The sequence below is a fragment of the Marinobacter sp. MA genome, from assembly GCF_048298425.1.
Taxonomy (GTDB): domain Bacteria; phylum Pseudomonadota; class Gammaproteobacteria; order Pseudomonadales; family Oleiphilaceae; genus Marinobacter; species Marinobacter salsuginis.
Window position 1 is genome coordinate 1,426,756 of sequence record NZ_CP103058.1, and the last position, 14,913, is coordinate 1,441,668.

12 protein-coding genes and 1 tRNA gene are annotated in these 14,913 nt (G+C 57.1%); 8 read left to right on the plus strand and 5 right to left on the minus strand.

Annotated features, from left to right (window positions below):
- Positions 1-18 precede the first annotated feature (18 nt).
- Positions 19-342: a ferredoxin FdxA gene (gene fdxA, locus NUW46_RS06720; RefSeq protein WP_008170541.1), complete on the minus strand. Its 324-nt coding sequence runs from the start codon at positions 340-342 to the stop codon at positions 19-21.
- A 150-nt stretch (positions 343-492) separates the two neighbouring features.
- Positions 493-3,123: a DNA mismatch repair protein MutS gene (mutS, locus tag NUW46_RS06725; RefSeq protein WP_418141721.1), complete on the minus strand. Its 2,631-nt coding sequence runs from the start codon at positions 3,121-3,123 to the stop codon at positions 493-495.
- Between the two features lie 81 nt (positions 3,124-3,204).
- Between mutS and pncC the strand changes: the two genes are divergently transcribed.
- From pncC to NUW46_RS06740, 3 genes are all read left to right on the plus strand, one after another.
- A complete protein-coding gene (gene pncC / locus NUW46_RS06730) occupies positions 3,205-3,705 on the plus strand; it encodes a nicotinamide-nucleotide amidase (protein ID WP_069183872.1) in 501 nt (166 codons plus the stop codon).
- A gap of 164 nt (positions 3,706-3,869) precedes the next feature.
- Positions 3,870-4,916: a recombinase RecA gene (recA, locus tag NUW46_RS06735; RefSeq protein ID WP_069183871.1), complete on the plus strand. Its 1,047-nt coding sequence runs from the start codon at positions 3,870-3,872 to the stop codon at positions 4,914-4,916.
- 487 nt (positions 4,917-5,403) lie between these two features.
- Entirely contained in the window at positions 5,404-5,874 is a 471-nt protein-coding gene (locus NUW46_RS06740) for a flavodoxin family protein (RefSeq protein ID WP_418141722.1), read from the plus strand.
- A gap of 13 nt (positions 5,875-5,887) precedes the next feature.
- Here the strand turns inward: NUW46_RS06740 and NUW46_RS06745 are convergent, their stop codons facing one another.
- The gene (locus NUW46_RS06745) at positions 5,888-6,265 is read right to left on the minus strand and encodes a PilZ domain-containing protein (RefSeq protein WP_069183868.1); all 378 of its coding nucleotides are present in this window, start codon (positions 6,263-6,265) and stop codon (positions 5,888-5,890) included.
- 217 nt (positions 6,266-6,482) lie between these two features.
- On the opposite strand from NUW46_RS06745, the gene NUW46_RS06750 reads away from it, so the two are divergent.
- Genes NUW46_RS06750 through NUW46_RS06760 form a run of 3 tightly spaced genes read left to right on the plus strand, consistent with a single transcriptional unit; the run spans position 6,483 to position 11,186 of the window.
- Entirely contained in the window at positions 6,483-8,891 is a 2,409-nt protein-coding gene (locus tag NUW46_RS06750) for an AAA family ATPase (RefSeq protein ID WP_418141723.1), read from the plus strand.
- Between the two features lie 39 nt (positions 8,892-8,930).
- The gene (gene fixJ, locus NUW46_RS06755) at positions 8,931-9,557 is read left to right on the plus strand and encodes a response regulator FixJ (RefSeq protein WP_069183866.1); all 627 of its coding nucleotides are present in this window, start codon (positions 8,931-8,933) and stop codon (positions 9,555-9,557) included.
- A 45-nt stretch (positions 9,558-9,602) separates the two neighbouring features.
- Positions 9,603-11,186: a response regulator gene (locus tag NUW46_RS06760; protein ID WP_418141724.1), complete on the plus strand. Its 1,584-nt coding sequence runs from the start codon at positions 9,603-9,605 to the stop codon at positions 11,184-11,186.
- Here NUW46_RS06760 and NUW46_RS06765 read toward each other — a convergent pair.
- Positions 11,183-12,058 carry a MaoC/PaaZ C-terminal domain-containing protein gene (locus tag NUW46_RS06765; RefSeq protein WP_418141725.1) on the minus strand — a complete coding sequence of 292 codons (876 nt, stop codon included), beginning with the start codon at positions 12,056-12,058 and terminating at the stop codon, positions 11,183-11,185. The genes NUW46_RS06760 and NUW46_RS06765 overlap by 4 nt on opposite strands.
- Positions 12,059-12,340: 282 nt before the next feature.
- Between NUW46_RS06765 and NUW46_RS06770 the strand changes: the two genes are divergently transcribed.
- Positions 12,341-13,372, plus strand: coding sequence for an AraC family transcriptional regulator (locus NUW46_RS06770; protein ID WP_418141726.1), 1,032 nt, complete (start codon positions 12,341-12,343; stop codon positions 13,370-13,372).
- Positions 13,373-13,509: 137 nt separating this feature from the next.
- Positions 13,510-13,586, plus strand: a tRNA-Asp gene (locus NUW46_RS06775).
- A gap of 230 nt (positions 13,587-13,816) precedes the next feature.
- Here the strand turns inward: NUW46_RS06775 and NUW46_RS06780 are convergent.
- Positions 13,817-14,866, minus strand: coding sequence for an AraC family transcriptional regulator (locus NUW46_RS06780; protein ID WP_418141727.1), 1,050 nt, complete (start codon positions 14,864-14,866; stop codon positions 13,817-13,819).
- Between the last annotated feature and the right edge of the window lie 47 nt (positions 14,867-14,913).

The window sequence follows — 14,913 nt, forward strand, 5'->3', positions numbered from 1 at the left end:
ATCCCCAGCTCTGGAGGCTTACTTTTCCAGATACTGCAGCTTGTTCGGCTTGCCATCCCACTCTTCGGCGTCCGGCAGCGGATCTTTCTTTTCGGTGATGTTTGGCCATTTCGCGGCCAGGTCGGCGTTCAGCTCGACAAACTGGACCTGATCGGCCGGCAGTTCGTCTTCAGAAAAGATGGCTTCGGCCGGGCACTCGGGCTCGCACAGGGCGCAGTCGATACATTCGTCCGGGTCGATTACCAGGAAGTTCGGTCCCTCGTAGAAGCAGTCTACCGGGCAGACTTCCACGCAGTCTGTGTATTTGCACTTGATGCAGTTATCAGTAACGATAAACGCCATAGTCAGATCCCTGGTCCAGTGGTCGGTCAGTCTCATCAGGAGCGCCCTCGGGCGCCGCCGTTATATTTTAGTGCGCGATATTGTAGGGAGCGACCCGCACAGCCGCAAGCGTTCGACTGCTATAACCTTATTACACAGATCAATTTTCCGCTATTTCTTCATCAGCGCTTTCAGTTCATAAAGCTGATTCATGGCATCCCGTGGGGAGAGTCCATCCAGGTCCATCTCTTTAAGGGCCTCTTCCACCGCGCTGGGTTCCAGGCTCGCGAACATGTCACCCTGGTAGACGGATTCATTAACCTGGGGCGCAGGTTTGGTCCGGACCGTGTCTTCCTTCTGCTCACCAGCCGAAGCCGCCGGCGCGGCCGGTGAGGCACTGCCTTCCAGATGGGAAAGCTGGGTCTTGGCGTTGCGGATCACATCCTGGGGTACGCCTGCCAGCTTGGCCACCTGAAGCCCGTAGCTCTGGCTCGCCGGGCCATCGTGGACATTGTGCAGGAACACAATGCTGTCGTCGTGCTCGGTGGCGGTCAGATGCACGTTAACGGCATGCTGCAGCTCATCGGCCAGTTGGGTGAGCTCAAAATAGTGGGTGGCAAACAGGGTGTAGCAGCGGATCTCACGGGCCAGGTGCTCGGCGGTGGCCCAGGCCAGTGACAGGCCATCAAAGGTGCTGGTGCCGCGACCGACCTCATCCATCAATACCAGGCTGTGTTCGGTGGCGTTGTGCAGGATGTTGGCGGTTTCGGTCATTTCCACCATGAAGGTGGATCGGCCGCCGGCGATGTCGTCCGAGGAGCCCATGCGGGTGAAAATGCGGTCGACGGGGCCGATGACTGCCCGGTTGGCGGGCACAAAGCTGCCGGTGTAGGCCAGCAGGGCAATCAGCGCTGCCTGGCGCATGTAAGTGGATTTACCGCCCATGTTCGGGCCGGTGATCACCAGCATGCGGCGTTGGGTATCCATCAACAGGTCATTGGGTACGAAAGGCTCATCCAGCAACTGTTCAACCACCGGATGGCGGCCTTCCTCAATGTCGAACCCGGGAGATTCGCTGAATTCCGGCGCGGAAAAGCGCAGAGAAGTGGCCCGCTCTGCAAAGTTGCTGAGCACGTCCAGCTCGGCCAGTGCCTGGGCGGCATCTTGCAGGGGCGCCAACTGTCCGGCTACGGTTTCCAGCACTTCGTCATACAGGCCTTTTTCCCGGGCCAGAGCCCGGCTCTTGGCACTGAGGGCCTTATCCTCGAATTCCTTGAGTTCTGGGGTGATAAAGCGCTCGGCGTTTTTCAGGGTCTGGCGGCGAATGTAGTCCACCGGCGCCTGGTCGTACTGGGCGCGGCTGATTTCTATGTAGTAACCGTGCACCCGGTTGTAGCCGACCTTGAGGGTGCTGATGCCGGTGCGGTCCCGTTCACGTGTTTCCACATCCAGCAGGTACTGGCCGGCGTTCTCGCTGATATTGCGCAACTCGTCCAGCTCTTCGTCAAACCCTTCCCGGATCACTCCGCCGTCGCGGATCACAACCGGCGGATTATCGATGATCGAACGCTCCAGCAGGTCTGCGAGTTCCGGGTATTCGCCAATGATGGTGGCCAGTTTGACGACGTGGTGGGAGTTGACCGGTTTCAGGGTTTCCTGCAGGTCCGGCAGGGCCTGGAAGGCATCCCGTAGTCGTGCGAGGTCCCGAGGTCGCGCTGAGCGCAGGGCAACTCGCGCCAATACCCGCTCAATGTCGCCCACGGCTTTCAGCAGGTCGTGTACCGGTTCGTAATGAAACCCGTCCAGCAGTGCCGAAACCGCCTGTTGGCGCTGACGGACAGTCTCCACGTCCCGCAACGGGCGGTTCAGCCAGCGGCGAAGCTCCCGGCCACCCATGGCCGTGGCTGTGCGGTCCATCACCCAGGCCAGGGTGTATTGATGGCCGCCCATCAGGTTAGTGTCGATTTCCAGATTGCGACGGCTGGCGGCATCCAGAATCACCGCTTCATCCCTGCGTTCGCGGGTCAGCTTGCGGATATGGGGCAGGGCGGTTCGCTGGGTTTCCCTGGCGTACTGCAGCAGACAACCGGCGGCACAGACGGCCAGATTGAGGTCCTCACAGCCAAAACCGGTCAGATCTCTCACCTGCAGTTGCTGGGTAATCACCCGGCGGGCCGTGTCGGATTCGAACAGCCAGGGGCCCTGACGGCGGATACCGGTGAAGCCCTCCAGTATTTCCTCGTAGGGAAAATCCTCGCTGATCAGAATTTCCGCCGGACGCAGGCGCTGGAGTTCGCCCTGCAGGGCTTCCAGGTTCTCCAGCTCTGATACCGCAAAGCGGCCGCTGGAGATGTCGAGCGAGGCAAAACCGAACTGTTCCCGGTGGTTATATATGGCGACCAGAAGGTTGTCACGGCGATCCTCAAGATAGGCGTCGTCACTCAGGGTCCCCGGTGTGACGATCCGAACCACCTGGCGCTCAACCGGTCCCTTGCTGGTGGCAGGGTCACCGATCTGCTCGCAGATGGCGATGGATTGACCTGCCCGAACCAGGCGGGCAATGTAACCCTCAGAAGAGTGATAGGGGATGCCGGCCATGGGGATCGGGTTGCCCCCGGACTGGCCCCTGGCCGTGAGGGTGATGTCCATTAGCTCGGCCGCTTTCTTGGCGTCTTCGTAAAACAGCTCGTAGAAATCCCCCATGCGGTAGAACACCAGTTCATTGGGGTGTTGGCCCTTGATCTTCAGGTATTGCTGCATCATCGGGGTGTGCTTGGAAAGATCGGTCTGAGCTGCTGACATGAACGGGTCCGTTAGCCTTGCTTTGGATGAAGGCGTGAATTGTAAGAAAATAACCGCCGCGATGAAATGAAGGAGGTCATTATGCTGGCCAGCGATCAGGAATTGGAGGACGCAGGCAATCGCCTCGGTGAGCGGTTGCTGCGCACCGGCCGTACAGTGGCTACGGCAGAAAGTTGTACCGGCGGCTGGGTTGCCAAGGTGCTGACCGACCGGGCGGGGTCTTCGGCCTATGTGCTCGGCGGTCTGGTAACCTACAGCAATGAGGCCAAGCAGGGGCTCCTGGGCGTGACCCGGAAGTCGCTGGATGAGCATGGTGCGGTCAGCGAGCCGGTGGTGCGGGAAATGGTGGCCGGCGCCCTGGTGGCAACAGATGCCGACGTTGCCGTGGCCATCAGTGGCGTTGCCGGGCCTGGCGGTGGCAGCGAGGATAAGCCTGTCGGTACCGTCTGGTTCGCCTGGGGCAGCAGTCCGGCCACCACCGTGGCGCTGGTAAAGCACTTCGAGGGCGACCGTGATCAGGTCCGCCGCCAGGCCGTTCTGTTTGCTCTTCAAGGGGTTAGCGATTTTGTGGGCGAACTCTGACGGCTTTCACATCCGCAGGGGTTGGTCTCCTCTCCGGGTTATGTTTTAATACTGTTCAAATATACAGGGAATTGACTGGTCAAGCTGTAGAGATTCCCGATCCACTATTTCGCTGCCGGCCTTGATTGGGGCCCGGCGGCCCAGGCGACAGAGGGTTTGCACTGATGGAAGACAACCGCAAGAAAGCATTGAGCGCAGCACTTGGGCAGATCGAGCGCCAGTTCGGCAAGGGCGCCGTGATGAAAATGGGTGACCAGCCCCGCGAAGCCATTCCTGCGGTCTCCACCGGTTCTCTGGGCCTGGACGTTGCCCTGGGTATTGGCGGTCTGCCTTACGGTCGAATCTGTGAAATCTACGGCCCTGAGAGTTCCGGTAAAACCACGCTTACCCTGCAGGTGATTGCCGAGGCACAGAAGGCGGGTAAAACCTGTGCGTTTGTCGACGCCGAACACGCCCTCGACCCGGTCTACGCCGAGAAGCTGGGCGTGAATGTGGACGATCTTCTGGTGTCCCAGCCGGATACCGGTGAACAGGCCCTGGAAATCGCCGACATGCTGGTGCGTTCCAATGCGGTTGACGTGATCATCGTTGACTCCGTGGCGGCCCTGACACCGAAAGCGGAAATTGAGGGTGAAATGGGCGACAGCCACGTTGGCCTGCAGGCGCGACTGATGTCCCAGGCGCTGCGGAAACTGACGGGTAACGTCAAGCATGCCAACTGCCTGATGATCTTCATCAACCAGATCCGTATGAAGATCGGCGTCATGTTCGGCAGCCCGGAAACCACCACCGGTGGTAACGCCCTGAAATTCTATTCCTCTGTGCGCCTGGATATCCGCCGTATCGGTTCCGTTAAAGACGGCGACGAGGTGGTGGGTAACGAGACCCGCGTGAAAGTGGTCAAGAACAAGGTGTCCCCGCCGTTCAAACAGGCCGAGTTCCAGATCATGTACGGCAAGGGCATTTACCACATGGCGGAAGTCCTGGATATGGGGGTCAAGGAAGGCTTTGTGGATAAATCCGGCGCCTGGTACGCCTACAACGGCGACAAGATCGGCCAGGGCAAGGCGAATGCCTGCAAGTTCCTGGAGGAAAACATGGACATTGCTAACGAGATTGAAGCCAAGGTTCGTGACAAGCTGATGCCCAAGCCGGTCTCGAAGAAAGATGCTGAAGAGGCGCCCGCAGAAGCGAACGGCGAGCTTCTCTAAACCTTCCTCAGTGATGTCAGGGGCGGCAGGTGTAGATCCAGACCTGCCGCACCACCGTTACCTTCGGCTTTCCTTTCAGGTATCAGTCTTCTTTCCAGCTCTCTCCTGAAGTGACCCGGTTCAGCACCGATGTCGACTTCCAGGCGCCTGAGGTAATCTGCCCCTCCAGCCTGTTGCAGCTGGATTCTGATCCACCTTCTGTATTTCATTTGACGATAGAGAGTCTGCAGTTTTTTGCTGTTGGGAAAATGCATTGATTTCTCCTCCTTTGACTGTTCAGTCCATAGTAAGCAGGAGTCTTTGCAGGGTATCCGTTCAGATGGTTTAAATGTTCTCGTAACAGATCTCTTAATTTCGTCTCTGTGCTGCTCAAATAATGATCATCTGTGCTTGCTGTCCGTTCCTCTGGTTTGAGCTGGTATCACAATGAATTCATACTCGGTGAGTATTGGGTTTCTTTGCTCTTCAGATACAGATCAGAGTCGGTATGGAAGCAAAAAAGAGATTATTGATCATCGCTCATGCGCCTTCCCCGAATACTCTCAAGCTCAGGGAGGCGGCTGAGCAGGGCGCACGCCATGAAGACATCGAAAGCGTCGAAGTCAAGGTAATGGCACCTCTGGATGCGGGGCCTGAAGACATTCTGGCCTGCGACGCTATCATTCTGGGCACCACTGAGAATCTCGGGTATATGAGTGGGGCCCTGAAGGACTTCTTCGACCGCAGCTACTATCCCTGCCTCGAGAAAACCCAGGGGTTGCCCTTTGCCTATTACATTCGGGCCGGCCATGACGGAACGGGCACCAATCGGGCAATCGAAAGCATTACGACGGGTCTGCGCTGGAAGCTGATACAGGAGCCTATGATCTGCAGGGGTGAGTACCGCGATGAGTTTGAAGATCAGTGTCGCGAGTTAGGGATGTACGTCGCTGCCAGCCTTGACGCGGGGCTGGTGTGAGCCCGGAACCGGATCAGCTGGCAAACCGGTTGTAGAAGCCTTCGATGCGGGAGAGAGCATTGTCGACGGTGCGCGAATAGCCTTTTTTGTCCAGGCAATAGCTGAACTGGACGCTGACGCGATAACCCGCCTGGTAAGGTTGACACTCCACCACCCGGGCGCAAACCCGCGATTCGCTGATGTATTTGCCGTCGAAATCCATGAACAGGCGGGCCCCGGGTTCTACCGGCCTGGGGCAGAGAACGGCCATACCGTAGCGGTTCAGGTCCAGGCAGGTAACCGGCGTTGGTTGCTTGCCCCGACCAAAGAAGCCACGCTCCCGGAGCTGAACCTTCAGGCAGGAGGCGGGGTAACGATCCTTGATTCTGCGTTCGGCGGAATCACTGGTCATACGCTGGCGTCCGTTGCGTGCATTGTATTTATGGTTGGGAGATGAAGTGTAGTTCCGGAACGGCTGGTTGAAAAATGAACGGCTACGGATTTGTGAACTGCCTAACAAATTCCTGCGCGCTGTGCGCAACTCCAGAAATCTTCGTGCCGAACGCGACAGAGCCGACCGCAGAATCTACAATGACCGGCCAATGTGTTAACCGTTACAGGACCAAACCTTGAAGTCACTGTCTCTGCACCAGCTTTACAAAGCCTGTGTTCTGAAAGATCTGCCGTTCAAAACCACCAAGCAACTTGAGCCTCTGGCTGAAATCGTCGGCCAGAACCGCGCCCAGGAAGCTGTGCGTTTTGCCCTGGCGATGCCTCATGGCGGCTACAACGTCTATGCCGTTGGCCGAAATGGCCTGGGTAAGCGCACCATGATGTTGCGTTACCTTGAGCACCATGTGGATACGGATCAGCAGAGCCATGACTGGTGCTATGTGGCCAACTTCGAGGAGCCGCGTATTCCGAAGCTGTTGCAGTTGCCGGCTGGAAAAGGCACCCAGCTCAAGCAGGACATGGAAAAGCTGATGAGTCGCCTGGTGAAAGTGATTCCCCAGACGTTTGACAGTGACAGTTTTCTGGAACGCTCGGAGCAGCTAAAGAACGAATACGGCAAAAAGCAGGAAGACGAGCTGGAGAAAGTGGCGGCCCAGGCGCGACGCAAAAAGGTCAGCCTGACCGTCACCACGCCAGGTGGTTACCGGCTGGTGGCCATGAACGGTGACGAACCCCATACCGCAGAATCCTTCCAGGCTCTTACCGAGGAGCAGCGGGACAAGTTTGAAGACGCGATAAACAAGCTTGAGAAAAAGCTTCGCCAGGCCCTGCGAAAACTGGCGGACTGGGAGCAGGAGTACGCCGATAAGCAACAGGCGCTGAACCAGGAAACTCTGGAAAGTATCTCGGGCCACCAGATTGATGAGTTGATCGAAAAGTACAAGGATCTGCCGGATGTGGTCGCCTACTTTGAGGCGGTTCGCGCTGACCTGGTGGAGAACCTGGAGATATTCCTCGACGACAATGAAGAACAGGCTGCCATTGCTTACGCCTCACTCGACAAGAAAATGCCGCGCCGTTATCTGGTTAACGTACTGGTGCACCAGAAGACGAACGAGGTGCCCGTGGTGGTGGAAGATAACCCCACCTACCACAACCTGTTTGGCTACGTCGAAAATGTTACCTACAAGGGCACGGTGTTCACGGATTTCTCCCTGATTCGCCCCGGCAGCCTGCACCGGGCCAACGGCGGCTATTTGCTGATGGATGCCATCAAGGTTCTGGAACAGTCCTTCGTGTGGGACGGCCTCAAGCGCGCCCTGCGTTCGAAGTCCATACAGATAAATTCCCTGGAGAGGGAACTGACGCTGTCCGGCACTATCTCAATTGAACCTGAGTCGGTCCCCCTGGACGTGAAGATCGTTCTGTTTGGTGATCGTGAAACCTGGATGTTGCTGCAGGAATACGATTCCGAGTTTGCCGAACTGTTCAGAGTTACGGCGGATTTCGAGAACGAGATGTACCGCACCGATGACAGCCAGCTGCTCTATGCCAAGTTCATCGCCAGTCTGGTCAGTGAGAAGAAGCTGCTGCACTGTTCGAACAAGGCCGTTGCGCGGGTAATCGAGCATAGTGCCCGGATGGCAGAACATCAGGATCGACTCTCCCTGCACGCCGCGGATATTGCCAACCTGCTGCGGGAATCGGATTTCTGGGCCAGGCAGGCCGGTGCGAAGCTGATCCAGGATCTGCATGTTGAACGCGCGCTGGAAAGTGCGAAATATCGCAGCAGCCGTATCCGGGATCAGTTCTACGATTCCATCCGTGATGGCACGACGCTCGTATCTACCAGCGGCAAGTGTGTTGGCCAGGTCAATGCGCTGTCGGTGCTGTCCACGGGCGGATTTGAATTCGGCCTTTCCAACCGTGTCACGGCTACCTGCTATTATGGAGATGGCGCGGTGATGGATATAGAGCGTGATGTAAAGCTCGGTGGCAATCTTCATTCCAAGGGCGTGATGATCCTGAGTTCCTGGCTTGCCTCCCATTTTGCGGTCAACGACCCGATGCACCTGTCGGCCAGTCTGACTTTCGAGCAGAACTACGGTGAAGTGGATGGTGACAGCGCATCGCTGGCAGAGCTGTGCGCGCTGATCTCGTCGCTATCCGGTATTCCGGTGCGACAGGATCTGGCAATCACCGGCTCGGTCAACCAGTTTGGCGAAGTTCAGCCTATAGGCGGCGTGAATGAGAAAGTTGAAGGCTTTTTCACAACCTGCCAGCTTAAAGGCGGGCTTTCCGGCACCCAGGGTGTCATTGTACCAACCACCAATGTGCAGAATCTGATGCTGGACAGCGAGGTGGTAAAGGCAGTACGCGGAGGCCAGTTTGCGGTATACGCGGTTGCCCGAGTCGAGGAAGCGATAACCCTGCTGCTCGGCAAGCCGGCCGGCAAGGCCGATGATAAAGGCAGGTACCCGAAACAGAGCGTTTTTGGCATTATCCAGCAACGACTTGAGAAAATGCGGGAACACGAGCGCCAGGAACATGCTCGTGACGACCACAAAGACCCGTCAATTCACTGACCGGCGATGATAAGAAAACGGACAGGAGAGAACACACCCATGACTGATATCCAGCAAACCGTGTACGTTGTAGAGGACGATGAAGCAGTCCGAGATTCCCTGGAGCTGCTGCTGAAATCCGACGGCAAGCCGGTCAAGACCTATGAGAGTGCAACCGCTTTCCTGAAGGACTACTCCGACAAGATGGCAGGTTGCATCGTGCTGGATATTCGCATGCCCGGCATGGACGGGATGGAACTCCAGAAAAAACTGAATGAAAAGCACTCCATCCTGCCTATCATCTTTGTAACCGGGCACGGTGACGTGCCCATGGCCGTGGACGCCATGAAAGAGGGCGCCGTTGACTTTATCCAGAAACCATACCGTGAGGAGGCGTTGCTGGAGAAAATCGAAGCGGCACTCAAACAGGATCTGGAGCAGCGCAAGTCTCTGGATGAGAAGCAGGAGATCATCCGTCGTGTTAAAAGCCTGACCCCCCGCGAACACGAGATCATGGACCGGATGATTGCCGGGCAGGCCAACAAGGTCATCGCCATTGAGCTGGAGATAAGCCAGCGCACGGTGGAGATTCACCGTTCCCGCGTCATGCACAAGATGGGTACCCACTCCCTCGCACATCTCGTTCGTATGGTCCTGTCCGTAAAGGACCTTATCGACGCAGGGTGATCCCGGCGGCATCATACGGTTACTATTTTAACCGGTCCGACATTTATGACTGAAGCTGTCAGCGAGAACTCGGAGGTGACGGTTCTGCTTGTGGACGATAACCCGCAGAACCTCAAAGTCCTCTATGAGACCCTGAAAGACAAAGGTTACCGGCTGCTCATTGCCAACGAAGGCGAAAAGGCCCTCGACCTTGCCCACCGCCATCAGCCCGAAGTGATTCTCCTGGATATCATGATGCCGGAGATGGACGGCTATGAAGTCTGCGAGCGCCTCAAGGCGGATCCCCAGACGGCGGACTGCGCCGTTGTTTTCCTGTCCGCGCTGGATGATCTTCAGGCGAAGGTGAAAGGCTTCTCCCTGGGAGGCGCCGACTACATCTCCAAGCCCTTCCAGTCCCAGGAAGTGATCGCCCGGGTGAAAACCCACGCCAGCGTGATTCGCCTCGAGAGAGAACTGCAGGCCCGCAATCGCGAGCTACAGAGTGATCAGGCCCGGATTCTCAATTCCATCAGCGAAGGCATCTATGGCCTTGATGAGAACGGTATTATCGAATTCGCCAATCCTGCGGCGGCGTCCATTGTGGGCTGTCCAGTTGAGGAGCTGATAGGCCGTAATTTTTTTGAAACCCACTTTGCAACAGCCGGCGACAACCCGGACAGTCTCCCGGTAAAGGCCACCTGTCAGCAGGGCGTCGCCGAGAGCCAGAGGGATATCCGGATGCTGCGGGCCGATGGAACCGGCTTTCCGGCAGAATACCGTTCGACCCCCAAGCTGGACTCTGACGAGCTCCATGGCGCCGTTGTGGTGTTCCGGGATATCAGCGCCGAGCTAGACAACGAAAAGGCGCTGGAAGAGGCCCGGCAACTGGTCCAGGAACAGCGTGATCAGCTGGCCCATACCTCGCGTTTGACCACCATGGGTGAAATGGCTGCCGGCGTGGCCCATGAGGTAAACCAGCCGCTGACCGCCATTACCAACTATGCACGCGTCGCCAAACGGATGATGGCAAAGGACAATGCAGACATGAGTCTGCTTCAGGAGACCCTGGACAAGATTGAGGCGCAGTCCCATCGGGCCAGCGAAATCATTCGTCGCATCCGTCGATTCATGAAAAAGCCGGCCACTGGCAAGGAAGTGTTGTCAGTGCCTGCGTTGCTGGAAGACACACGGCAGTTTGCAGAAGTGGATATGCGCAACAACAAGGGCGCCATTGAGCTGTCGGTGCCTGAGGACATGCCAGACGTCCTGGCAGACCCTGTCCAGGTGCAGCAGGTAGCGCTTAATCTGATCCGCAATGCCCTGGAGGCCACCAGCAGCATCGATTCCAATGCCCCCGTCGAGGTGAGTGCGAGTGTGCAGGGTGATTCCTGTGTGCGAATCCAGGTGCGTGACCATGGCATCGGGTTGTCGGAAGATGCGGAAGAGAAGCTTTTCCTGCCTTTCTTCACCACCAAGGACGAAGGGATGGGGATTGGTCTATCAACCTGCCGCTCCCTCATACAGGCCCAGGGTGGCGACATCGGTTTTGAGCGACCGGAAGATGGCGGTGCCTGTTTCTATTTTACGTTGCCCGTTGCCGGCGCCCAGGGTGCTCCCTGCGCACCGGAAACTGATTCCTCCCAGGCCTAGAGCCAGTCGATGCGCCCGGTCAAATGGGGCGCATCGCCTTTGGCATTCAATACCTGATAGTCCCAGCCTTTTTCTCCCGTTTGCCAGTTGAGCTGGGCGGTGCCGGGCAGAAACAGCGGTTTCTTGAACTGGCAACTAACGCTTAGAGCGCCGCCTTTCCAGCCTTCCTGTTGCTCCAGCAGTGCCAGTGCGTGGGCCTTTGTCCACATCCCATGGGCGATTGCCCTTGGAAAACCGAAAGCCCTGGCGCTCAGGGCGTGCATGTGGATCGGATTGCTGTCACCGGACACACGGGCGTATTGCCGGCCAATGGACTCGGGAGCCCTGAGGTTTTCTGTGTTTGGATAACGCGCGAGTTCTGGCGGCGCCTTTTTTCCGGAAAGTTTGCTCTCACCATCCGGCTGCCGGAACAGTGTCGTACTTGCTTCTTCCCATACCAGTCTGCCTGCTGAACGTGCCTCGGTGATCAGATCGAACTCCACACCCCGGCCACTTTTTACGGTATTGCCGAGACTCACCGTGAGATCCAGGTTTTCTCCGGTGCCGATCGGCCGGTGCTGGGTAGTCGCGTTTCGCAGGTGTACCAGGCCAAGCAGTGGAAGGGGAAAGCTTTTCTCGGTCAACAGTCTCAGGTGCAGGGGAAAAGCCAGCACGTGCGGCCAGGTAACCGGCAAGTGACTGCGAGCCTCGAAACCGCACACCTGCTGGTAGCGCATCAGGTTCTTTCCCGCGGTGCTGATACCGAGCAGGCTTGCCGAGAGCCCCGGGATACTGATATCTCCGCAGGTTTGCTTCTGTCGTGGCAGCAGTGTTCGACCATACATCGGTAACAAGGCGGGCGGTTTGTGGTGATAAACGAGAGGCTCGGGCATTGGTATTCTCCTTTACAGCCAGGACCATGGATCCCGGCATTGCCTGATAAGAAAGCTTTGTCGCAAAGGGTATGCTTTTTTTTACATTTTGGTACAACTCGGCGTCTGTGGCCTGATATGCTCTAATATAAGACGATTGTCTAACAGGGTGCCTTTCATAGGCCCCTTGAGTCTGACAAACCTCTGGAGTCTGGCAAACCACGCCAGATCAGGCATTGACCCGGCGTGCCACGGCGGCTGTCGGGAGGGTCACAGTAGTAAACCAATAAAAAGCGGAATCTTATGCAGGAACTTCGTGACGCGGGAGTGATGTTGCGCCTGATTTATGAGGCGATGAAAAAGAAGGGAATCGATACCGACGCCATCTTCACTCGCCTGGGTGTGGATGAGAATTACGTTTATACCGAGCAGCTTCGAACTCCCCACAGTGCCCAGATGTACTTCTGGCAGGCTGTTGAGGATGTTTCTGGCGATCCCGATGTGGGCCTGCACCTTGGGCAACTGCTGCCTGCGTACAAAGGGCAGGTGCTGGAGTACCTTTTCCTGAGCAGTCCAACCTTCGGCGAGGGGCTGCGGCGGGCCCAGAACTATCAGCGTCTGCTGAGTGACGCAGCAAACACCGATTTCTTCATCGAGGGTGACGATGCCTGCATGGTGCTGGACGCAGCGTCTGATGATGTTCGTCGTCTGAGGCATTTCAATGAATGTTTTGTGCTTGGACTGATTACCTTCTTCCGCTCGATCACCGATGGCAACTTTTACCCTTCACGCATAGAGTTCGAGCATGAGCGGACCGAGGGCCAAGATCATGTGCGCGAGGTGCTCGGATGCGACGTTACCTTTGGTGCACCACAGAACCGGCTCTACTTTCCGGCAAAACTGCTGTCCCACGCTTCACCCCATGCAGAGCCCGAGCTGCTGGATCTGCACGAGCGGTTTGCCAGCGAACAGGTCGCCCGGCTTGAGAAGAAGGATATCGTTGGCCAGGTGGAGCGGATCGTGGCCGAGCTTCTCGATAGCGGGGAAGTCACCCTGGATGCCGTGGCCGAGCGCCTTGGCATCAAGCCGAGAACCCTGCGCACGCGCCTGACGGAGGCCGAGACCAGCTTCAATCAGGTGCTCGCGGATTTTCGCTATCGTCTGGCCCGTCAGCTTCTGGCAACGACCGACGAATCCATTGATGAAATTGTCTACCTCACCGGCTTTTCCGAGCCCAGCACGTTCTATCGTGCCTTCAAGCGCTGGTCCGGTATGACGCCGATCGAATACCGCAAAACCGCCCAGGGCAAGGACGCCATGGTCGACGCGATGTAATGCTGGCTTTTTCTGAATATTTTTAAGAAAAAGCGTTGACATGACAGGGCGCCTCTTTATAATGCGCCCTCGTTGTCACAGAGCATTCACACCGCTGAATGCAAAGCCTTCCAGAGGCAAGCTGTGATGACCCGCACGGAGCGGTAGTTCAGTTGGTTAGAATACCGGCCTGTCACGCCGGGGGTCGCGGGTTCGAGTCCCGTCCGCTCCGCCATTTTTATTCTTGTTTTGCATTTCCTTGCGCCTTTGGCGCCTCCCGAGTCAGCTTTCGTTTCCCGAAATCAAGTCTGTGTCATCGTTCTGTCATTCAGGCGATCTAGCCTGTTCCTGAAAGTTCAAGAATAGGACGGCCGCTATGCGGGATTACGAAGAAGAGTTGATTGAGAGCCAGTTTGAAGAATACGAAGACGATGACGGCTGGGATGATGCCATGGAGCTTTGATCTCAGGAATGCCGGATTCGCTTTCGGTGTTCTCCCGGGCTCAGGTTGAACCAGCGCCGATAAGCCTTGTGGAAGGCTGCAGGGTTGGCAAAACCAAGAAGCCAGGCAATTTCCGCCAGTGATGTCTCCGTTTCCCGAATATAGTCCCGCGCCAGCTGTTTCCGCGTTTCATCCATGAGTTCCCGGTAACCGGTTCCCTCGGCGGCCAGTTGTCTCTGAAGTGTCCATGGCGCAACCCCCAGTTTCATCGCAATGGTTTCGAGGCTGGGCGTCTCGCCCCGGAACAGTGGTGTGAGAAGGTTTTTTACCCGGTCTCCTGTTGTCCACCCCCGTTGGATCTGCTGCAGTTCCCGCGCGCACAGCTCCGTGAGCTTTTCATGCATGGCCGGTTGAGCCTGTTGGCTCGCACTTTCCCAGATGTCCTGCCGCACGGTAAGGCTGTTCTTTGTTGCTCCGAATTGCACCGGGCAGCGGAACCAGCCTTCGAACAGGTCATCCTGCCCGATGGACCGGTATTCGATGGTAACTCTCTCCAGAACATCGTAGCGGCCGGTCACGGTTCGCAGGAACTGGGTCCAGGCGGCGAGAACGGAATCCACTACGAAATAGTTAAAGCCATTGTACGGGCGAATCGAATAGAACTGCGCCTGCCGAAGGTCTGGTCGAACCATTGGAACGCCGCGGCTGTTGCGACTGGTCAGCAGGGCGTAGCGAATCAGGGTGCTGATTGCTGCCCCGGCTGTGCTGGCGGTTTCTCCGGCGAGTCCGGCAATGCCGGCGTCGACGGGGCGGGATAATGCCCCCATTCTCAGCCCCAGGGCCGGGTTGCCAGTCTCATGGATAGCAGCGTGCCCCAGGCGCATGAATCTTGGAATGCTGATTCGTGCTTCCGGCGATGTCAGTGTCTGTTGGTCAAGCTGGAAACGGGATGCCAGTTCGGTAGTGTTGGCGCCTTCTGCCTCGGCTGCCCGCATCAGCGCAGAGACATAGAGGACACTGATGTCTCCCAGTGAGTTGCGGCGTTTGGGTGGGGCGTGCGTGGAGTTGCTCATTAAAGTCTTTGTCAGACATGTTATGCAAGGATAATAAAATGTTATCC